The organism is Weissella minor (assembly GCF_001437425.1).
GTDB lineage: Bacteria > Bacillota > Bacilli > Lactobacillales > Lactobacillaceae > Weissella > Weissella minor.
This window is the reverse complement of record NZ_JQCD01000021.1, coordinates 59,717-81,306: the sequence shown is the minus strand read 5'-3', so window position 1 is coordinate 81,306 and position 21,590 is coordinate 59,717. Positions and strand designations below refer to the sequence as shown.

The following is a 21,590-nucleotide window of genomic DNA, read 5'->3' as shown; positions in this document are numbered from 1 at the left end:
GAGCCCCTGTCTGTCCACTTCTTATAACCTGACTTTTACGAGTCAGGTTTTTTTGTGTCTTCATTTATCTACCATCACACTCATTACTATAGAAGAAAACAGTTATTTTCACCCTCAGCTAACTTAACAATCACCCGTTTATTAATTTACTGCACAAAAAAAGCGAGCCGAGGCTCGCTTTTTCTAAAATATCTTAGTCTTCTGCTACGAAAGGCAAAAGTCCCATGATACGTGCACGCTTGATAGCTGTTGTTACCTTGCGTTGGTTCTTTGCTGAAGTTCCAGTTACACGACGAGGCAAGATCTTACCACGTTCTGAAATGAAACGTTCCAACAATTCTGTATCCTTATAATCCACATATTCAATGTGGTTGGCTGCAATGAAGTCAACCTTACGACGGCGACGAGGTCCGCCACCACGACGTTGTTGTGCCATGATTTATTCCTCCTAAATAGACTTTGTCATTTGACAAGTTAAAATAACTTAGAATGGTAAGTCATCGTCAGAGATGTCGACTTCTTGCCCACCAGCAAATGGGTCAGCATTAGCTGCACCATTGTTGCTGCCTTGGTTTGAAGCATTAAACACATTTCCTTCAGATGGATTTCCGAAAGGATTTGATGTTTGCGCATTATTTTGTGAATTTCCTTGTTGATAACCATTATTTTGGCCACCAAAGCTTCCAGAATTATTCTGTCCACTAAACCCACCGGCGTTATTAGACCCCGCTGAGTTACGACGTTGTTCACTCTCTGCACGACTCTCCAACAATGAGAAGTTATCGACAACAACTTCAGTTACATAAACTCGTTGTCCTTGTTGATTTTCATAATTACGTGTTTGAATACGTCCTTCAACTGCAATCAACGATCCTTTAGAAGTAAAGTTCGCTAGATTTTCAGCTGACTTACGCCAAATCACACAATTAATAAAATCAGTTTCTCGTTCACCGCTGGCATTAGTAAATTGACGATTTACCGCCAAAGAAAATGAGCCAACCGCTGTTCCAGACGTTGTATAACGTAATTCAATATCACGCGTTAAACGTCCTACCAAAACAACACGATTAATCATTGGAGAATCTCCTTCCTGATTTAACTTACTCTAAGTCTTCAAATAGTAATTAAATGAAATTTAATTACTTAGCGATTTCATCGCGCTTTACGATCATGTGACGCAAGATATCTTGTGAAATCTTAGCCAAACGATCGAATTCGTTAATCGCTTCTGAATCTTCAGCAGTGAAGTTTACGATATGGTAAGTTCCTTCACGGTATCCTTCGATTTCATATGCGAAACGGCGTGATGACCAATCTTTTGATTCAGTCACGTTTGCACCGTTGTCAGTCAAGATCTTGTCAAAACGTTCAACCAATGCAGTCTTAGCATCCGCTTCCATGTCAGGGCGAATGATGTACGTTAATTCGTATGCCATTATAGTTTCCTCCTTTTGGTCTATGGCTGGTCTCTCCAGCAAGGAGCCACGATGAAGAATCATCGTTACTCACAGAAGTTAAGTGTACACATTCTAAAGAAAATGTGCAAGCACTTTTTGAAATCAAAAAACGTTCAATTTACAATAAATTGAACGTTCAGTGGTTTAGTTACGGTGGAACCGACTATTAAATAGTGGTGATACCGCTTTATTTTCATTAATACGCACGATTGCTTCACCAATCAAATCTGCTGTGGTTACTTGAACCAACTTTTCAAACTTCTTTTCTTCTGGCAAAGCAATTGAATCAGTCACAATCACTTGTTTGAAGACAGAACTTTGCAACAGTTCAGGTGCATTTCCTGACAAAATCGCATGACTAGCAACCACGTAAACTTCACGAGCCCCTTCATCAATTAACTTTTGTGCACCCTTAGCAATTGTTCCACCAGTATCGATAATATCATCAATCATGATGGCACGCTTACCTTTAACATCACCAATAATGTTCATAATTTGCGCAATATTAGCCTTTGGACGACGCTTATCAATAATAGCAATTGGTTCTTGTGAACCTAGCATTTCTGCTAACTTACGTGCACGAGTTACACCACCATGGTCTGGTGACACAATCACTGTATTATCGTCAACGATACCAGAAGTCAATAAATAATCAGCCAACAAAGGTGCACCAACTAAATGATCAACTGGAATATCAAAGAATCCTTGAATTTGTGCAGCATGCAAATCCATTGCAATCACACGTGTTGCACCAACTGATTCCAACATATTCGCAACTAATTTAGCTGTAATTGGTTCACGTGAACGTGCTTTACGGTCTTGACGCGCATAGCCATAATAAGGCATGACAATATTAATTGATTTTGCACTTGCACGGCGCAAAGCATCAATCGTAATCATCAATTCCATCAAATTATCATTAACGGGCGCAGATGTTGATTGAATCACATAAACATTGTCACCACGAACAGATTCTTCAATATTTACTTGAATTTCATTATCACTAAAACGCGCTAAATTAATCGCTGATAATTCAACCCCAACTGAAGCAGCTACTTTTTCTGCTAAGGGGTGATTACTACTCAACGAAAAGATTTTTAAATGTGCATCCCCATAGGTTGCCATCCGAACCCTCCATTTTTTCAGTTCAATCAGTCTATTATTTTATATTACCCTTAATTTTACCTTCTTCTGCCATTTTATTCAATGTAGGAGGCTTTAAATTGTTAAAAGAAAAAGACTCCCTGCAATCTCACAGGGCGTCTTTGTTATGTGTTAGTCGTGTTGACCAAATTTTGTAAATAGCGGTGTACGCTTCCAAAAGTCTGGCTTGGTTGTTTGACGTGAACGTGCAATTCCCATCGCATGACTTGGTACATCATCTGAAATCGTTGATCCAGCAGCTGTCAAAGCTTCATCACCGATTGTTACAGGCGCAATAATCTTTGTTCCCGAACCGATAAAGCTACGATCACCAACCGTTGTATGATGTTTATTCATACCATCATAATTAACAAAAATAGTTCCGGCACCAAGATTAACATCTTCACCAACTGTGGCATCGCCAAGATATGATAAGTGACCTAACTTAGAACGCTTGCCCAATTCGGCCTTTTTCAATTCAACGAAATTACCGGCGTGTGCTTCTTCACCCAAAACAGCCTTTGGACGCAAATGTGCAAACGGACCAACGGTTGCCGCAATACCCACATGTGCCTCTTCCAAATGACTTGCATCAATAATGGCGTTGTCTTCAACAACACTATCAATAATTTGGGTTCCTGTTGTCAAATGCACGTGTGATCCGATAACTGTCTCACCCTTAAGCACAACATTTGGCTCGATAATTGTATCGGCACCAATTTTAACATCTACATCAATGTAAGTTGCTTGTGGATCTAACAATGTCACCCCATTACGCATGTGTTGTTCATTTGTACGCTTACGTAACACAGCATTTGCACGTGCCAAAGCGACACGATCGTTTACACCCATTGATTCATCAAAATCATCCATTGTGTAAGCACCAACTGTGTACCCTTGTGTACGTAAAATTTCTAATGTATCTGGCAAATAATATTCACCTTGGGCATTATCATTTGTCACATCATGCAAACTATCGAATAACAACTTGTTATCAAACACATACACACCAGTATTAATTTCATTAATTGATGCTTCAGCTGGGGTTGCATCTTTTTGTTCAACGATGCGAACAACATTTCCTAAATCATCACGTACAATTCGGCCATAACCAGTAGGATCAGTCGCTGTCGCAGTCAAAACAGTCACAGCTGTACCTGACTTTGCATGGTAATCAAATAGATTCTGCAATGTGTCAACTGTAAATAATGGTGCATCTCCAGAAGCAATCAAAGTCATGCCTTCTTGATTAGCTAATTCTTCTTCAGCCATTAAAATAGCATGACCTGTACCCAATTGCTCTTTTTGCTCAACAACCGCACTACGTCCAGCAATCACATCACTAACTTGTTGTGCACCATGTCCTACAACAGTCACAATCTTTTGAGGATTTAATGCCTCTGAGGCATCTAGTACCAGTTCAACCATCGCTTTTCCACCGACTTGGTGCAAAACCTTTGGCATATCAGACTTCATACGAGTCCCTTTTCCTGCTGCTAAGATAACTACATAACGATTCACTTTTTTTACCTCATTTCCTTAATTTGATTCTACTTGATTAAAAACTTGCTCTTGATAATTTCCTGGTGTGACATTAATAACGCCATTTTCTTGATTCGTTTCAACATGAACCAATGAAGTATAATCATCAATCACGCGATTTTCTACACGTCCCTCAGCAACAACAGCGGCACCAACAACTTGGCCTTCAAATTCTTTGACCAAAGAAGCCATACCACGAATTGTTCCGCCCGCTTTCATGAAATCATCTACAATCAAAACGCGTGAGCCCATTGGTAATGAGCGGCGTGACAATTCCATTTTTTCCAAACGTTGTGACTGTCCAGTTACATAATTAACAGACATGGTTGGCCCCTCTGTAACCTTTGTATCATTACGAACAATCACAAAAGGCACATTGAGTTCTTCTGCAACAGCTTGCGCCACAGGAACCCCTTTTGTCGCTGCCGTCATCACGGCATCAATTGGTTCTCTTAGATACTGTGTTGCAATCAGACGACCAATGCGTTTCAAAAACCAAGGCTGGCCTAATAAGTCTGATAGATAGACATAACCACCTGGCAACACACGTGTATCATCATCAATCGCATTAATCAATGAAGCGACAAATTCATCCGCTTCTTCTTTTAACATGTATGGGGTAAAAATAGCCCCACCAGCAGCACCTGGAATTGTTTCTAATAACCCAATGCCACGCTCCTGAAAAGTTCGCTTTAAAATACTTAAGTCTTCCGAAATTGAAGATTTAGCACTTTCGTATTCTTCGGAAAAATGGGTGAGCGATACCAACGTACGTGGACGCTCCAATAAATAATAAGTCATGTCGACTAAACGATCACTACGACGTGTTTTCATATGTGTAAACCTCGAACGTTCGGTATTTATATATTTTCTTTTGAGTATAACATATTACATTCATATTAATCGCGCGAAAATGCTAAAAATACGAAAAATAGTATCAATTCAAGCATTTTTGGCAATGGAATCAATTACCGGTCAAAATCCAGTTAATGTTATAATAACTGAGAAACACAACAGAGAATATTACATTAAGGATGGAAGGAATATGCCAATTAAAAAAAATAACTATATTCTGGCATTAGACCAAGGGACGACGGGCACACGTGCCGTTGTTTTTAATCACAATACCCGTCGTGTCATTACATCTGCTACAACTTTAACACCGATTACGCCCCACCAGGGTTGGCAAGAGCAAAACCCGACCGATATCTGGGAAAGTGTACAAAGTGTCATTGGCGATGCCTTAATCAATGCTGGTATTAGTGCGAATGAAATTGAAGCGATTGGCATTGCCAGTCAACATGAAACAACGATTGTTTGGAATCGCGAAACCGGACAACCCATCTACAATGCCATTTCATGGGCCTCGCTTCAATCACAAAAAATTGCTAAAAAATACGAACTGGCTGGTTATGCTGATATTATTCACGAAAAAACTGGCCTACCCATTAATCCTTACTTTTCTGCAACCAAAATTCGTTGGATTCTAGATAACGTTCCCCATGCCGCTGAACTCGCTCAGGCAGGTAAGTTAGCATTTGGTACTGTTGATAGCTGGCTTGTCTGGCAGCTGACTAATGGTGAACAACATGTTACGGATAGCTCAAATGCTTCCAGAACCATGTTATATAACATCCATACACAAAAGTGGGATCAAGAATTATTAGATATTTTTGACATTCCCGCTTCTATGCTTCCAGAAGTTCATTCCAGTAGTGAAGTCATTGCCAAAACCAGCCCCATGCATTTCTTTGGTAATGCCGTGCCAATTGCATCTTTAATTGGTGATCAGAATGCAGCCTTGATTGGTCAATTAGCCATTCATAACGGAGACATCAAAGCAACCTATGGTGCCGGAACTTTTCTATTAATGAACACCGGCGATGAACCAATTTCATCAAAGCATAATTTAACGACAACGATTGCTTATCAAATTGGTGATCAAACAACCTACGCCCTAGACGGTGCCGTATTTAGTGCCGGAACTGCCTTACAATGGTTGCATAATAATCTGCAATTGATTGAAAACCAAGTTGATAGTTGGCACGCAGCTGATGCGTCAACCAATCATGATGAAATTTATATGGTTCCAGCTTTCAATGGTCTTGGGGCCCCCTATTGGAATCCACAAGCACGCGGATCTGTCCTCGGTCTTACCCGTAGTACAACCAAGAATGATTTCATCAAAGCCACATTACAATCAATCGCTTATCAAACGACCGATATTTTGAATATCATGCACCAAGAAGCGCATGTAAAGCCAACATCGTTGCACGCAGACGGCTCTGTTTCGCGCAATCCGTATTTAATGCAATTCCAAGCCAACATTGGTAATCTACCTATCCAACGTGCGATGGATGAAGATACCACTGCCATGGGTACCGCCTTTTTGGCCGGCCTAGCAACTGGTTACTGGCAGAGCTTTGACGAGCTTGAGGGCCAGATTTTAAACGGTCGTCAATTCGAGCCAAGCATTGATGATGACACCCGAAAAAGTCTATTAAAAGGGTGGCATGCAGCTGTAGCAGCAACTGAAATTTTTGCAGAAGATTAATTTGTCAATTTTTTTCATAGTTTTTAGAGATATTATGTAAAAAAGTTTCTAGATATATTATGCAAAAAAGTTTATAATATATGTGAATAGTTCTACATGAAGAATCATTCTTAACTATTTTAATCTAATTATGTCGATATAAAAGGAGTATAGTCGTGCCAGAAGAAATTACAACATTGTTAACATTCTTTGGTGGAACCGGAGATCTTGCCAAGCGTAAGCTTTACCCTTCTACCTATAACCTTTTCAAAAAGGGTTTCTTACAAGAACACTTTGCAATCATCGGTGCTTCACGTCAAGAAATGTCACACGAGGAATTCCGTGCACTAGTATTGGAATCAATCGCTGATTTCACTGAAGATCAAGCGCATGCTGAAGAATTCGCTTCACACTTCTACTACATTCAACAAGATATTACAGACCAAGCTAGTTATGCTGAAATGCTTGCTTTGGACAATGAACTTGATGAAAAATATGCCCTTAAGGGGAACCGTATTTTCTACATGTCAGTTGCCCCTCGCTTCTTCGGTACAATTGCTAAGTACTTGAAGTCTGAAGGACTTATCACTGAAAACGGTGAATACAACCGTTTGATGATTGAAAAGCCTTTTGGTTCTTCATTCAAGACAGCCGAAGCTTTGCAAGATGAACTTTCTGAAGCCTTTGATGATGATCAAATCTACCGTATTGATCACTATCTAGGTAAGGAAATGGTTCAAAACATTGCACCACTTCGTTTCGGAAACCCAATGATTGACCAAGCTTGGAACAAGGATTACATCGAAAACATTCAAGTAACTTTGTCAGAAGTTTTGGGTGTTGAAGAACGTGCTGGTTACTATGACACTGCTGGTGCTTTGCGTGATATGATTCAAAACCATACCATGCAAATTATCGGTTGGTTAGCTATGGAAAAGCCTGCTGACTTCAGCGATACATCAGTTCGTGCCGCTAAGAATACTGCCTTCAACGCTTTGAAGATTTATTCAAATGATGAAGTTGCTGAAAACTTCGTTCGTGGTCAATATGGTGAATCAGCTGATGGTTCACAACGCAAGTACCTTGATGAAGATGATGTTCCAGCTGGTTCACAAAACAATACTTTTGTGGCTGGTAAGCTTCAATTCGATACTGACCGTTGGGAAGGTGTACCTTTCTACATCCGTTCAGGTAAGCGTTTGGCAGCTAAGGCAACCCGTGTTGATGTTGTCTTCAAGCAAGGCGTTAACATCTTCGGCCAAGGTGGCGAAAACCTTGTTAACCCGGTCCTATCAATCTTGATTGACCCAGTTGGTCGCATTGAATTTACACTAAATGCTAAGAATGTTTCTGATTCATTCGAAACACGTCCAGTAACACTTGACTGGCAAGTTTCTGATGAAGACAAGGCCGTTACGCCTGAACCATACGAACGTATGATTCACGACTGCATGGACGGTAATGGTTCTAACTTTGCTGACTGGAACGGCGTTGCCGTTGCTTGGAAGTTCGTTGACGCAGTTCAAGATGCATGGGATAAGACCCCTGCAACATTCCCTAATTATGTTTCTGGATCAATGGGTCCTAAGGAATCTGATGAATTGCTTGCCAAAGATGGTAACGAATGGGTTTTCAAAGGTTAATACATTCTAATTAAATATCAAACAATCCATTTCGATGGATTGTTTTTTTATATAAAAAGGAGCTCTTTATGTCAAAGCGTACAACCCCTGTTGAATTGACAAACATGATTTTAATTGAGGATCTAACAACACATGCCGTCCTTGTTGAAGATCGCAAAAATCCAACTTGGCCCGGCGTTACTTTTCCAGGCGGCCATATTGAACCTGGCGAGACCGTCACTGAATCAGTTATACGTGAAGCATACGAAGAAACTGGCTTAACAATTACCAACCCGCAACTAATGGGCATTAAGGAATGGCCACTTGAAGGTAATGCGCGTTACATTGTTTTTCTGTATAAAACACAAGACTATACCGGTGAATTGAAAAGTAGTAGTGAGGGCGATATTTTTTGGACATCACGAACTGACTTACTAAATGGCCGCTATGATTTACCAAATACATTTGCCGAAATGTTAACTGTTTTCGATGAATCAACTGTTAATGAACTCGCGTTAATCACGCCTGAAGATGCCAGCCAAGATTGGATTATCGATTGGCAATAAAGACTGATTTGAATACGCGTTAAACGTTTCAACAAATTTCCATAAAATAGCGTATAATGAAACTATATCAAGTCATAATACGCAATGAAGGAGTTTAACTCATGGAAAATCCAGGTAAAATTGCTGCCGCAACAGCAGCGCTTAGTTACATTGAAGACAACACGGTTGTTGGCCTTGGAAGTGGTAGTACAGCTAAGATTTTTATTGAAAAATTAGCCGAACGTGTCGCAGCTGAAAACATGACCTTAACGTGTGTGGCAACTTCACATTTTTCAGAAGACCTTGGTCTCAAATTAGGTTTAAATGTTGTCCCACTTGACGAAGTCACTTCCGTTGATGTTACCGTTGATGGCGCAGATGAAGTTGATCCGCAATTGAACGGTATCAAAGGTGGCGGAGCTGCCCTATTCTTTGAAAAAATCGTTGCTAAGGCATCTAAACAAAACATTTGGGTTGTTGACCCTTCTAAGGAAAGCCCACGACTAGGCTCATTTAAGCTACCAATTGAAGTACTGCCTTTTGGTAGTGGTCATGTCTTCAATTACTTAGCAGACATGGACTTAGACCCAACTTTCCGCATGCTTGATGAACAAACACGTTTAACAACAGATTCTGCTAACTACATTATTGATGTAGATGTTTCAAAGGTTGATGACCTACATGCTCTAGGTGATGAATTAATTCGCCACACTGGCATTGTTGAACACGGTCTCTTCCTCGATATTTGCGATACACTTATCGTTGGTGAAGAACCTGCTCGTGTCATTAATCGTCATTAATGCTAATTAACAGAGAACCACAATGATGGTTCTCTTTTTTTATTCGCTCATTTTCAAACCCGTCATTGAATCCAAGGCAATAAACTAGGTAATCAGTTTTATTACTCTAGATTGTGGACGACACTCTTTTAGAAACATTATAATAGTAGTATTGGTTGTGTTTTATTAAGGTATATTCTATAGAACATTCGTATCAAAAATAATGTTATTCTAGTCGTTATAGAAAGAGGTATCAGCATGCTGAAATACATATCTGTCGCAAATTCACTAAAGGAATATATTGAACATAGTAATTTGAAACAAGGCGATCGTTTACCAAATGTTTTAACTTTGGCGGAAGATTACAATACGAGTAAAACCACAATCGTTAAAGCCCTAGAAATTTTAAAAGCTGACGGCCTAATTTATCAAGTGCAAGGTAGCGGAAATTATGCCCGTCTTCCCAAACGTACAGGTTATATTAATTTCCAAAGCAATCTTGGCTTTACAACTAATTTGCATGAAGAAAACTTATCCAGCCAATCTGTCTCCGTTACCTCCATTGCCGCTGATACTGAATTAGCAGAACAGTTACAGTGCGCTGTTGGAACACCTATTTATCATGTTGAGCGCACACGAACAATGGATGGCAAAATTCTTTGTCTTGAAAATTCCTTTTTTAATGCAAACCTGATTAAATATTTAAATCAAGAAATCGCCGAAGGATCCATTTTCAAATACCTGACAGATGTTTTAGATATCTCAATTGGTTTTTCAGATAAATTTTTTAAAGTCCGCGAACTAACAGATTACGAAGCAGGAAAATTAGCATTAACTGCTGGGCAACCTACTTTAGATGCCCATGAAGTCTTCTTTACGAATGATGGCATTCCATTTGATTATTCTTCCAATGTGTATCACTTTGAAAATGCGGATTTCTACTTACAAACGCAACAAAAATAAAAAACGCGATACTTTGAATAAAAGTACCGCGTTTATTTTTTAATTTGTTGTTTCTAATTCTTGCGTATATAGCTTCTTATCATAAATTTTAATAAATGGATAGTAAATCAAAAACGCAACAGTCACACAGGCAAAGGCTAGCGCAACCGCTTTCCAATCCAATGTACTTAGAAAGGCACCAATTCCAACCGGTGATGGCCAAGGTGCTTGAGTAATAATCGGACGAATCAGATTAAAATGGAAGGCTGCGTATGCCATCGATGCTGTGGCCATAGGTGCCAAGAAAAATGGCACTGCCAAATATGGATTATACACAATGGGCAAACCAAAAATAAGCGGCTCATTAATGTTAAAGAAGGCTGGCGCCAATGATGTTCGTCCTAAAATCTTTAATTGCGATGATTTGGCAAAGAAAGCAATGAACAAGCATAATCCCAATGTTGCTCCAGACCCACCAATGATTGCGAATGAATTGTTAAATTCTCCGGCAAAAGCAATGTGTGACCCTGACGCATTTTGTGCCAAGTTTGACAAAAGAATTGGGGTTATAAAGGCACTGATGATGTTGGCACCGTGAATCCCAACAACCCAAAGCGCACTAATCAAAAATTCAATCACCATGACACCCAACCATGAATTCGTTAGGTAGGTCACGAAACTAAATGGAATCGCAATGATATTAAAGATATCCGTTCCCATCAAAACCAACGCACCATTAATCGCAATGACAACAAATGCGATGACAAAAGTTGGAATCAATGCTGTAAATGATCGTGAAACACCTTCTGGAACTGATGATGGCATTTTAATGGTCCAATTATGGCGAACACAGAAAGTGTACAAGGACACGGCCAAGACCGCCATGATAATTGCTGTAAAAATACCACTTGTTCCCAAACGTGAAATACCACCTGGTGTAATTCTAAAGCCACTCACAACAGTTGCGTCTTTCGCCAAGCTACTAAACAAAACCAGTTTACCATCTTTAATAATTAATTCTGGTAAACACATCAAAAAGGCAAACATTGCTAACAACGCACCGTTAATCGGTGCTACCGCAATTTTTTCTTCGGTTTGGTAAATTCGTGTCAGTTCAAAACCGATCACAAGCCCAAAATACAAAGCCAAACTTCCCATGGTCGCGGTATTTGCCAGCATGTATAAATCGCTGAACTTCATAAATGAAGCATTCCAAATACCTGCCAGTGGCGTAAATACCTGTGGAATAACATTCAAGACCAATACCATTGACCCAACAATGGTAAAGGGTATTGTTGCCATTCCGGCCGCCATAACCGCTCTAACAATTTTGAATTGCGAGATTTTCATCATCACATTCATCATTTTGTCGCCAATATTTTTCATTCTCGTCACCTAATATTTAAAGACTCCTCATAGTCTTGATAATAACGATACGCTTTATCTTCATTTCGTCCGATATGATAAAGCCGTACCAGAGCCACTCCTGCTAACAGGAGCCCAAGGGCCAAAAAGATTATCACCATATTTCTATTTGCATTCGTCGCAATCACGAATGGATATAGTTTTTCAAAGAGAGCTGTATGGCTCAAGCCCATGACGACACCATTAAACAAAAGTTGAATCCAAAAATAAGTCTGCGTAATTGGTAAATGATTGGTATGTTGCCCAAATAATTTCACCTGTTCATAGACACTTGGAATCAAAATAAGTAGCAACATTCCTGGCACGATTACCCATGGCGTACTTAGCATAACGACAACCCAAAGCATATTCATTAATAAAAATGTTGCAGTAATAAAACGAACCATTAGATAGCGATTGTAACGGATACTCTTTTGTTGAATGTCCTCCGGGCTACCCGGAATTGGCCTCATTTGTTCTTTCATCTTTCAGGATTCCCTTTCGTAAATTTTGATATCTATCATTAGTGATTTGAAATTTCACTCAATTTCTTGTAAACATGTTCCAATTCAATGGCCGTCTCTTCTAACGTCGTTGTCGTCATCAAATGATCTTGTGCATGCACTAAAATGACTTCCATTTCAATCTTGGTACCATTTGCATATTCTGTTAACAAATTAGTTTGTGATTTGTGTGCTTCAATTAAAGCCGCATGTGCTGCATGCATTTTTTCATCAGCTAAATCAAAATCTTCTTTGCGCATTGCTGTCATTGCCTCATGCAATAACGTACGGGCGTCTCCGCTATGGAGAATAATCTGAAATGCAATGCCTTGAATTTCTTGAGAATCCATATCATTTTATCCTTTACTCAAATTGAATTGCTTGAATTAAATATTTGTCTCAACCAATTGGGCCAATTTTTCAACACCCATTGGAACTGGAATGTAAGCATCAAATGGGATGCTTACAACGGGCTTTCCGACTTCTTTACCTGTATTTTGAAATGTTTCTAAATACATCTTGGTCTGCGGGCTAATTAAGAAAATATCTTCATCACCCGTTCGAATTTCATCATCACCCATTGAAGCTGTCATCGCATCAATTTCAATATCTTTGCCTTGCTCTTTAAAGTAATCAGTCACTTTCTTGGCCATCATTGATGATGACATTCCTGAAACACAGATAATCATACCTTTTGTCATAATTTTCGCCTCCTATAGCTCTTCACCATTTGTCTCAATTACATGCTTAAACCAATCAAATGAATCTTTCTTTGAACGGGTCAGCGTTCCTTCTCCGGCGTTATTTTTATCAACATAAATGACGCCATAACGTTTATCCATCTCACCAGTACCGGCTGATACTAAATCAATTAATCCCCATGGTGTATAACCAATCAAATCAACCCCATCTTCTGTCACCGCTAATTTCATTTGTTCAATATGATCACGTAGATAATTGATACGATAGTCATCATGAATTGAACCGTCTGCTTCAACCTTGTCATAGGCACCAAGTCCGTTTTCAACAATGAATAATGGGATATGATACTTGTCAGTAAACCAATTTAGCGCATAACGCAAACCGCGTGGATCAATTTGCCAACCCCAGTCAGACTTTGGCACATACGTGTTATCGACAGAACTATTCATCAAATTACTGTCATCAAAACTGAGTGTCTCATCCTTGTGTACAGCAGCCGACATGTAATAACTAAAACCAATATAATCAACTGTACCTTGCTTCAAATCTCGCAAATCATCTTCAGTCCGTTCAATATTAAATCCTTTACGATCCCAATATTTAAGCAATGATTCTGGGTATTCACCATTTACGTGGACATCCGCGTAAAAGTAATTACGCTCCATCGCCTTTTGTGCTAACAACACATCATCTGGATTCATCGTTTCTGGGTAAATTGGTCCCATTGCAATCATGCAACCAATTTCAAAATCTGGATTAATCGCATGCCCAATGCGCGTTGCACGGGCACTGGCAACCAATTCATTATGTGAGGCCTGATACATAATTTCTTCACGGTTCTCACCTGGCTTGAAATCAAGCCCTGAATTTGTAAATACCACAAAATCATTATCAAAACGCGCTTGATTATTGATTTCATTAAAGGTCATCCAATAATGCACCTTATTCTTATAACGGTTAAAGCAAACTTCCGCATACTTTACAAAGAGATCAATCACACGGCGATCACGGAAACCACCATACTTCGTCACCAAATGATAAGGCATTTCAAAATGCGATAGTGTAATCACCGGTTCAATTCCGTTTGCAATCAATTCATCAAACAAATCATCATAGAACTGAAGTCCCGCTTCATTCGGTTCTAATTCTTCACCAGTCGGAAAAATGCGCGTCCATGCAATTGATGTTCGGAACGAATTAAGTCCAAGATCTTTGAACATCGCAATGTCTTCTTTGTAGTGATGATAAAAATCAATCCCTTCATGATTTGGATAATATTCATCTGGTTGCACGCCTTGTGTAATTTTACGCTCTGCATCTGGCCCACCGACTGTCATCACGTCAGAGACACTGACCCCTTTTCCGTCAGCTTGCCAAGCCCCTTCTAACTGATGAGCAGCAACAGCGCCACCCCATAAAAAATTTTCAGATAATGAATTTGTCATAGTAATATCCTCCTAAGAATTGCACGACCAATTGAAACTCGCTGAATCACTTTACATGAACATTATAATTGTGCACGTACAATTATGCAAGCGTTTACATTTCTAGAATAGTCATATTTTTATAATTCATTAACTAAATCCCTTTATCTACCAACATTTAGTCATAAAAAAAACAGACTACAAAAATGTAGTCTGTTTTTCATTTTTTTACAAAAAGGCGGTAATTGATGCCGCACCAACAATCATAACCAACCCGATTGAGATAACTAGCCATTCTTTCTTTGTTTTCTGGACATGCATCACTAGAATTCCAGAAACAGTCGCACCCACAATTGACATTTGTGATAATACGAACCCTGTTGCAAGGCCTAACATAGCAGGCTGAGCTGATACTAAGTAACCTAACGCAGCCATCGCAAAGAAGAATCCTGAAAAGATTTGCTTATACGTAACAGGCTTTGCAAAAATGTTGTCTTGCTTCTTAATCAAGTCAAACAATGCCAAACCTAGTCCGAAAGCAGCCATTCCCAATGCTTGTGGGAAGAACATGTGTAACCCGTCTGTATTTTGCGTGTATTGTGGCAAAATACCATAAAGCGAGTACCCAATTTGGGCAATCAACAAAACGCCGACAGCTTTCAATAATAAATCTAAATTACCCTCTGTTTTTTGTTCCTGATATGTGGTCAAATAGGCACCAATCAAAATGATAATGACTGCAATTGCGCCAATGAAACGTGATTGCGCTGATGGCCAATTGCCTAGCATAATCACACCCCATAACACATTTGCTGTAATTTGAAACGCCGTCGAAATCGGCATCGCTTTAGCTGATCCTAATACATGGCCAGAAGAATCCTTCATGCCAAAAGCGACAATTGTCAAAACATTTCCAAAAGCCCAAGCGGCTCCTGATGCAACAGATAACCAAAAATTCATACCGGTTGGAATATCCATCCCAGTTACTACTAGCAAAACCGTCGCAACAATTAACGTTCCCCATGTTGCTCCGAAAATACCTTGTGTTGGTGTTCCCCCAAATTTAGACACCAAGGTTGGATAGGCACTCCAACCAATAATTGCGAGTGCCGCAAAAAACAAACCTGCCATATTCATGTGTTAAGCCCCCTATTTAATTGCTTCCCCAATAAAATCAACATTTGATTCTAAAACAATATTTGAAAATGGTGTTGTTTCACCTGTCCGGACGGTCGCAATGTTATTGTCGTCCCGGGTCATCCCTTTCAATTCATCATGTGTCACCCAAACAACTTCAACATCAGCATCAAGCAACCCCTCAATTGCCTTTAGCTGGTCTGGGTTTTCTGTCTTAATTTCTTCAGCTAGATAAACCTTTTGCACTTTCATCTCTGAAAGTGTCGCTGCCAATACATCAATAAATGCTGGCAATCCACGGATAACAGACAAATCAATTTTACGACCATCATCCTTAATTGGTAGTCCTGAGTCCCCAATTGACAACCATTGCGTATGCCCAATTTCAGAAATTGCGGCTGATAACTTTGTATTTAACAAATTCGTTTTACGCATAATTTGCTCCCCTTTTGATTAACGTTATTCAGCGTGTGCGGCTAAAATAGCAGATACTTCTGTTTCAACTGGAATACTTGGTTGTGCCCCAGCACGTGAAACAGTTACTGATGATGCGGCTGAACCATAGCGCATGGCATCAGGCAAATTAGATAAATCATTTTCCAAACGTGTCGTCATGGCACCAATAAATGTATCCCCAGCAGCAGTTGTATCAACTGCCTTCGTCTTAAATGCTGGCACAATCCCCTTTTCACCATTGTCACGCATATAGAATGAACCGTTTGATCCGATGGTAATAATAACCGTATCAATACCATGTTCAAAATAATAAACCGCATTGTGAATCATTGACTTTTCATCGCTAACTTCAACCCCAGTCAACAAGAATGTTTCGTGTTCGTTTGGCACAATCACATCAGTCAAGCTAAGCAATTCTTCTGGCAATCCACCTACTTCAGGCATTGGCGCTGGATTCAAAATTGTCTTCACACCATGTTCATGCGCAATCTTAAAGGCTTCAACAACTGTTTCAATGGGTGTTTCCAATTGTGCAATCACAAAATCAGATTCTTCAATGGCTTCAACGTGCTCGCGCACATCAGCTGCTGTCATATCGGCATTCGCACCACCATAAATGTAAATGATGTTGTCCCCTGTTTCTTCAGAAACCGTAATGTAGGCTTGCCCTGTTTCTTCATTATCAGAACGCATCACATGGTCAGTCATCAAGTTGTCAACGTTCATGTTCTTTGAAACGTCAAAAGCCATTCCAACTTTGGTAATCATGTTCGTCTTTGCCCCTGAACGTGCAGACGCAACACCTTGGTTCAAACCTTTTCCACCCATTGCTTCTGTGATGTGGTTTGGTGTATGCAATGTTTCACCACTAGCCCCAAAACGTGGGACTTGAACAACCTTATCAATATTTGTTGATCCTAAAACTGTAATTACCTTTGCCATGTTCATTCTCCTTTAGGTTTCAAATCGTAACTTTCTTAACAACTATATATTAATATGTTTTTTAATCTTTGTAAACGCTTTTTTAAAACGTTTTCTTAAAACGTTTTACTAAAATCATAAAATAAATCTCAAACAAATTTAAACCAAATAGGATTAAAATTCATTTGAGTTTATTACTGATTTATTTAAATTTTATTTAAGACAAACAAAAGCAACTAACGTAAGCGTTTTCTTTTGTCGCTTATCCGCCAAGATAAAATAGAATTACAAATATATATTTTTGTATATATTATATTTAACTACACTATGTGAATCCTGCGACTTGGCTTACAATGAACCGAAATCAAAGACCATACGTCCTGTGATTTGGTTGTTGTGCATTGCTTCAATCACATCATTAAGATCACGGACATCGGCACGTTCAACAATTGGCTTAACCTTACCTTCGGCTCCGAATTGGAAAGCTTCTGCCAAGTCAGTACGTGTTCCGACTAATGAACCCTTAACTTCAATTCCTGATAACACAGTCTTAACCACATTAAGCGCCATGTCTCCTTGTGGCAAAGCCACAGCAACTAACTTACCCATTGGACGAAGTGAGTTAATTGATTGGTCAAAGGCTTGCGTATTAACAGCTGTAACTTGTGCGTTGTGTACACCGCCGACCTTATCTTGAATAATCGCTGGTACGTCTTCAGTCTTACGGTTAATAAGTAATTCGGCCCCTGAATCCTTCGCTGCTTGCAACTTATCTGGATTTCCATCAACGGCAACCACGTGGGCACCGAATACATTGTGTGCATATTGAACTGCCAAGTTTCCAAGACCACCAGCACCAACAACAGATACCCATTGTCCAGGCTTAGTTTCCCCAACCTTCAATGACTTATACATTGTGACACCCGCACATGTAATTGATGAGGCTTCCATTGGATCCAAACCAGCAGGAACCTTAACGGCGTACTTGGCGTTCACAACAACTTGTTGTGCCATGGCACCATCAACACTAAATCCTGAGTTACGAACACGTGAACAGAAAGTTTCGTTTCCTGTATTACAGTATTCACAGTTTCCACATGCATCGTAGAACCAAGCGATTGATACGCGATCACCGACCTTCAAATAGTCAGAAGCGCCTTCACCAAGCTTAGCCACAATTCCAACTCCTTCGTGTCCGATAACACGACGGAAGCCATCACGTGGGTTTAGTTCATTTGGGTTACCAAAATCACCATTGGCAACGTGCAAATCAGTGTGACACAATCCACAATATTCAACATCAACCAAGGCTTCACCAAAGCCAACTTGGCGGGGTTCCCAATCTTCAACTAAGTCAACGAATCCGTCTGGATTTTGGCGTACAACAGCTGCTTTCATTATCATTTCCTCCAATGTTTTACGTTATTATCAATTTGTTATCTTTTTCACAAGTTCATTGTATTTTATTTCACAACCTTTTGCAAGTCTTCTTTTTTTACAAATTCGCTTTCACATTCTATACTTAAGAGACTCTCATTGATAAGGATTCTATACACTCATGAAAACTTTTACGAAACTGCTCATCGGTGGTACAGCTGTTGCCGGTATCGGTGGCGCCGCTGTCTATCACCAAAACCCCAACACACAATTACCAATCCCAACCATCACGAAAAAGACCTCTGATGGGACAACCACAGTTGATCAGACAAAGACCAATGAAGAATTAGCCACCACGGTAATCGGACTGTATGGGGCTAATCAATTAAAGGATTATAATGATTGGCAGGCCGTTGAAAAAACCTTTCAACACCCGACTGATCTCATCAAAATCCCTGTTGACCAAAATACCATGGCCTATCGCATTATCATTAAAGACACAAATGAACATTCAGCCCCTTACTATCAACTAAGCGGTCAAAATCATAATCAAGTTGAATTCTTTGATGGTTACAATAATAAACTGTTAGCAAAAAGTGATTTGGCAACCATCATTAAATATGTGAATGCCCACTATTCAGATGAACAGCAAAAGGAAATTGCGACCCAACTTAAAATTAAATATGCCAATTAAGGCGGCTCTTATCTAAATAAGGGTCTTTTTTTATGAATTTCTTCATATCCAATGACAGTATATTAGAAAAGTGGTAGTATATTTCTAATGTAATTTTAATTAAACTGAGGATTGGTAGGATTATGCAAGAAAAAATCAGAAAACGGGGCTTCTTTGTCCTAACCGGGGCAGAGTTAACCGGTGTTATTGGCGACGTCTTATACAACATCGTCTTTTTAATTTATGCAACGCAGCAAGAGAATAAATTTCTCTGTGTTTCAATCGCCGGTATTCTCCCATTCATCCCCCGAGTCTTAAACTTCTATTCTGGCTATTTAGCAGATCGTATCAAACGCCCTTTTAAGAGTGCGACTATTTTCAAAATCACGCAAATTATCATGTTCTTAGTTGTTGCCGCCGTCATCGAGCATCCCTCTTTGATTGTATTCCTGCTTATTTCTGTTTTGATGGTCTTATCTGATTTCTTAGGTAATCTCTACGGCGGTGTCTTCATCGTTGCTGAGAAAGATTCGTTACACGCCGATGAACGTGAAGCCTATATGGGCTATCTAAGTGGTATCACATCTGCAATTTACTTAATTTTTCAATCTGCTGGGGTTGGTTTACTCACCGTATTCCACAATGATTTTACTTTGATTGCATTAATCAATGCCTTTACGATAGCGCTGTCCCTCGGGATTCTCTGGGCTGGTCGCAAGTACCTACCCGCCAGTGCCTTTAATAAAAAGGTTACGACTCAAACAGAGGAATCACCTGAGCAAACACAGGTCAATGGCATGGTTGCTGGCGCAAAACTTTTGTGGAGCTTCCCCGAAATTAAAACGATGATTATTTTAATCATTACAATTAACTTTTTAGGGGCCATTCAAACGCCCGTGCTGAATCTAACGTATACCCAATTAAATGCCATTTTAATTAATCATTCGGTTTCGTTTACAATTCTTGCCGTTTCGCTATCACTAGGAATCGGTGAACTAATTGGCGGCTTCAGTCTCGGAACACCTTTGCATAAAATTAAATTATTGCAATTAATGCCGATGAATTTTATCATGTACCTCCTATCCGCTGTTGCTGTCTTTTTAGCCAATTGGCCACTATTACTCTTTACGATGTTCATCCTTGGCTTTGTACAAGGTATGTTTAATCCTAAATTTAACGCCTGGTTTATGAATAATGTGCCCGAAGATAATTTTGCGTTAGTTTCGGGTATGATGACAACTTGTTCGATGTTCGCCATTCCGGTAGGACAAGTGGTTGGTATGAGCTTAGTCGGACTTGGTTCAATCTATATTGGTTGGACACTCCTTGGTATTCTCGGATTACTTGCTGCAATCGGCGCAATTTATGTGAATAAAAATTACCAAGTTAATATCTAAAATGAAAAAGACCAGATCCACAACAAAGTGTGCATCTGGTCTTTTATTTTTTATTCATATTTTGCAACATGATTAACCATATTCGTTGGTTGCTCATCAAGTAAAGTTGCAACTAAATTATTCAAAGCTTCCACAAAAATGGCTGTTTGCGCTTCAACAGTTCCAGTACCAGCATGTGGTGTCATCACAACATTTTCAAATTGTGTTAGACCCGCTGGGACATTTGGCTCGTCCGCGTATACATCTAAGCCAGCTCCAGCAATTTGGTGTTCCTTTAAGGCCACTTCCAAATCTGCTTCATTGACCAACGCACCGCGAGCAACATTAATTAAGAAGGCACTTGGCTTCATAGCCTTAAACACATCCGCATTAATAATATTTGCCGTCTCAGGTGTTGCTGGCGCATGCAAACTCAACACATCCGCTTGTTGCACCAATTCATCAAAACTCACAAACTTTACACCGGCCTCAGCTTCGGCCTCTGGTGATAGTTGATGACGATTATGATAAATCACATCCATCCCCAACATTTGACCAAAGCCTGCCATAGTTTTACCAATGCGACCCATACCAAAAATTCCTAAGGTCTTGCCTTGCACACTCGTTCCCAAGTTATCAACATTGGTCATTGGCGTCCACTCACCGGCATGCATCTTGTTATTGTATTCATTGAAACGACGGGTCACACTTAACATCAATGTTAAGGCTGTTTCGGCCGTCGGAACACGCACCGCTGCTGGTGTATTCGCCACAACGATTCCCTTAGATTGCGCATAATCAATATCAACATGGTCAAATCCAACACTATTCGTTGCAATAATCTTTAAGTTAGCACCAGTATCAATAAACTCTTTATCCGCTTTATAACCAAATAAGACAACACCATCTTGCTCTGGCAATTGCGCTAATAATTCTTCACGCGTGTAAGGCTTGTCCGTTGCATACGTAAAATCAAAACGGTCTGAATACTCCGCAATTTGGTCGGGATGAGGTAATCCAGTCAATAAAATCTTAGGTTTTGTCATGCGTATTC

At 39.7% G+C, this 21,590-nt stretch carries 23 protein-coding genes; 7 read left to right on the top strand and 16 right to left on the bottom strand.

What is annotated here, in order from left to right:
* Positions 1 to 193: 193 nt before the first annotated feature.
* The 6 genes from rpsR to purR all read right to left on the bottom strand — a co-directional run bounded on the left by rpsR (position 194) and on the right by purR (position 4,976).
* Positions 194 to 436, bottom strand: coding sequence for a 30S ribosomal protein S18 (gene rpsR, locus IV67_RS02780; RefSeq protein WP_002828737.1), 243 nt, complete (start codon positions 434 to 436; stop codon positions 194 to 196).
* A gap of 48 nt (positions 437 to 484) precedes the next feature.
* Positions 485 to 1,075, bottom strand: a complete 591-nt coding sequence (ssb, locus tag IV67_RS02775) for a single-stranded DNA-binding protein (protein ID WP_057786891.1) — start codon at positions 1,073 to 1,075, stop codon at positions 485 to 487.
* A gap of 64 nt (positions 1,076 to 1,139) precedes the next feature.
* Complete coding sequence (gene rpsF, locus IV67_RS02770) at positions 1,140 to 1,436, bottom strand: 30S ribosomal protein S6 (RefSeq protein WP_057786889.1); 297 nt, start codon at positions 1,434 to 1,436, stop codon at positions 1,140 to 1,142.
* A gap of 165 nt (positions 1,437 to 1,601) precedes the next feature.
* The gene (locus IV67_RS02765; protein ID WP_057786887.1) at positions 1,602 to 2,582 is read right to left on the bottom strand and encodes a ribose-phosphate diphosphokinase; all 981 of its coding nucleotides are present in this window, start codon (positions 2,580 to 2,582) and stop codon (positions 1,602 to 1,604) included.
* A 150-nt stretch (positions 2,583 to 2,732) separates the two neighbouring features.
* Positions 2,733 to 4,121, bottom strand: a complete 1,389-nt coding sequence (gene glmU / locus IV67_RS02760; protein WP_057786885.1) for a bifunctional UDP-N-acetylglucosamine diphosphorylase/glucosamine-1-phosphate N-acetyltransferase GlmU — start codon at positions 4,119 to 4,121, stop codon at positions 2,733 to 2,735.
* Positions 4,122 to 4,139: 18 nt separating this feature from the next.
* Positions 4,140 to 4,976, bottom strand: a complete 837-nt coding sequence (gene purR, locus IV67_RS02755; protein ID WP_057786883.1) for a pur operon repressor — start codon at positions 4,974 to 4,976, stop codon at positions 4,140 to 4,142.
* 211 nt (positions 4,977 to 5,187) lie between these two features.
* Here purR and glpK point away from each other — a divergent pair, with 211 nt between their 5' ends.
* The 5 genes from glpK (at position 5,188) to IV67_RS02730 (ending at position 10,584) form a co-directional block, all read left to right on the top strand.
* Positions 5,188 to 6,696 carry a glycerol kinase GlpK gene (gene glpK / locus IV67_RS02750; protein WP_057786881.1) on the top strand — a complete coding sequence of 503 codons (1,509 nt, stop codon included), beginning with the start codon at positions 5,188 to 5,190 and terminating at the stop codon, positions 6,694 to 6,696.
* A gap of 155 nt (positions 6,697 to 6,851) precedes the next feature.
* On the top strand, positions 6,852 to 8,318 hold the full coding sequence (zwf, locus tag IV67_RS02745) for a glucose-6-phosphate dehydrogenase (protein ID WP_057786879.1): 1,467 nt from the start codon (positions 6,852 to 6,854) through the stop codon (positions 8,316 to 8,318).
* A 68-nt stretch (positions 8,319 to 8,386) separates the two neighbouring features.
* On the top strand, positions 8,387 to 8,863 hold the full coding sequence (locus IV67_RS02740; RefSeq protein WP_057786877.1) for an 8-oxo-dGTP diphosphatase: 477 nt from the start codon (positions 8,387 to 8,389) through the stop codon (positions 8,861 to 8,863).
* Between the two features lie 101 nt (positions 8,864 to 8,964).
* Entirely contained in the window at positions 8,965 to 9,642 is a 678-nt protein-coding gene (gene rpiA / locus IV67_RS02735; RefSeq protein ID WP_057786875.1) for a ribose-5-phosphate isomerase RpiA, read from the top strand.
* A 237-nt stretch (positions 9,643 to 9,879) separates the two neighbouring features.
* Positions 9,880 to 10,584: a GntR family transcriptional regulator gene (locus IV67_RS02730; protein WP_057786873.1), complete on the top strand. Its 705-nt coding sequence runs from the start codon at positions 9,880 to 9,882 to the stop codon at positions 10,582 to 10,584.
* 39 nt (positions 10,585 to 10,623) lie between these two features.
* On the opposite strand, the gene celB is transcribed toward IV67_RS02730, so the two are convergent.
* From celB to adhP, 9 genes are all read right to left on the bottom strand, one after another.
* A complete protein-coding gene (celB, locus tag IV67_RS02725; RefSeq protein WP_057786871.1) occupies positions 10,624 to 11,949 on the bottom strand; it encodes a PTS cellobiose transporter subunit IIC in 1,326 nt (441 codons plus the stop codon).
* A 5-nt stretch (positions 11,950 to 11,954) separates the two neighbouring features.
* Positions 11,955 to 12,452 carry a hypothetical protein gene (locus IV67_RS02720; protein WP_057786869.1) on the bottom strand — a complete coding sequence of 166 codons (498 nt, stop codon included), beginning with the start codon at positions 12,450 to 12,452 and terminating at the stop codon, positions 11,955 to 11,957.
* Between the two features lie 38 nt (positions 12,453 to 12,490).
* Positions 12,491 to 12,820: a PTS cellobiose transporter subunit IIA gene (locus IV67_RS02715; RefSeq protein WP_057786867.1), complete on the bottom strand. Its 330-nt coding sequence runs from the start codon at positions 12,818 to 12,820 to the stop codon at positions 12,491 to 12,493.
* Positions 12,821 to 12,856: 36 nt separating this feature from the next.
* On the bottom strand, positions 12,857 to 13,171 hold the full coding sequence (locus IV67_RS02710; protein WP_057786865.1) for a PTS cellobiose transporter subunit IIB: 315 nt from the start codon (positions 13,169 to 13,171) through the stop codon (positions 12,857 to 12,859).
* Positions 13,172 to 13,183: 12 nt separating this feature from the next.
* Positions 13,184 to 14,617, bottom strand: a complete 1,434-nt coding sequence (locus IV67_RS02705; protein WP_057786863.1) for a 6-phospho-beta-glucosidase — start codon at positions 14,615 to 14,617, stop codon at positions 13,184 to 13,186.
* A 207-nt stretch (positions 14,618 to 14,824) separates the two neighbouring features.
* Complete coding sequence (locus IV67_RS02700; protein WP_057786861.1) at positions 14,825 to 15,733, bottom strand: GRP family sugar transporter; 909 nt, start codon at positions 15,731 to 15,733, stop codon at positions 14,825 to 14,827.
* Between the two features lie 12 nt (positions 15,734 to 15,745).
* Positions 15,746 to 16,168, bottom strand: a complete 423-nt coding sequence (gene rbsD / locus IV67_RS02695; RefSeq protein WP_057786859.1) for a D-ribose pyranase — start codon at positions 16,166 to 16,168, stop codon at positions 15,746 to 15,748.
* Positions 16,169 to 16,192: 24 nt separating this feature from the next.
* Positions 16,193 to 17,131: a ribokinase gene (rbsK, locus tag IV67_RS02690; RefSeq protein WP_057786857.1), complete on the bottom strand. Its 939-nt coding sequence runs from the start codon at positions 17,129 to 17,131 to the stop codon at positions 16,193 to 16,195.
* Between the two features lie 327 nt (positions 17,132 to 17,458).
* Positions 17,459 to 18,508 carry an alcohol dehydrogenase AdhP gene (gene adhP / locus IV67_RS02685; protein ID WP_057786855.1) on the bottom strand — a complete coding sequence of 350 codons (1,050 nt, stop codon included), beginning with the start codon at positions 18,506 to 18,508 and terminating at the stop codon, positions 17,459 to 17,461.
* 160 nt (positions 18,509 to 18,668) lie between these two features.
* On the opposite strand from adhP, the gene IV67_RS02680 reads away from it, so the two are divergent.
* Both IV67_RS02680 and IV67_RS02675 read left to right on the top strand, forming a co-directional pair.
* Positions 18,669 to 19,181 carry a hypothetical protein gene (locus IV67_RS02680; RefSeq protein ID WP_057786853.1) on the top strand — a complete coding sequence of 171 codons (513 nt, stop codon included), beginning with the start codon at positions 18,669 to 18,671 and terminating at the stop codon, positions 19,179 to 19,181.
* 122 nt (positions 19,182 to 19,303) lie between these two features.
* Complete coding sequence (locus IV67_RS02675; RefSeq protein WP_057786851.1) at positions 19,304 to 20,557, top strand: MFS transporter; 1,254 nt, start codon at positions 19,304 to 19,306, stop codon at positions 20,555 to 20,557.
* A gap of 50 nt (positions 20,558 to 20,607) precedes the next feature.
* Here the strand turns inward: IV67_RS02675 and IV67_RS02670 are convergent, their stop codons facing one another.
* Positions 20,608 to 21,582 carry an NAD(P)-dependent oxidoreductase gene (locus tag IV67_RS02670; protein ID WP_057786849.1) on the bottom strand — a complete coding sequence of 325 codons (975 nt, stop codon included), beginning with the start codon at positions 21,580 to 21,582 and terminating at the stop codon, positions 20,608 to 20,610.
* Between the last annotated feature and the right edge of the window lie 8 nt (positions 21,583 to 21,590).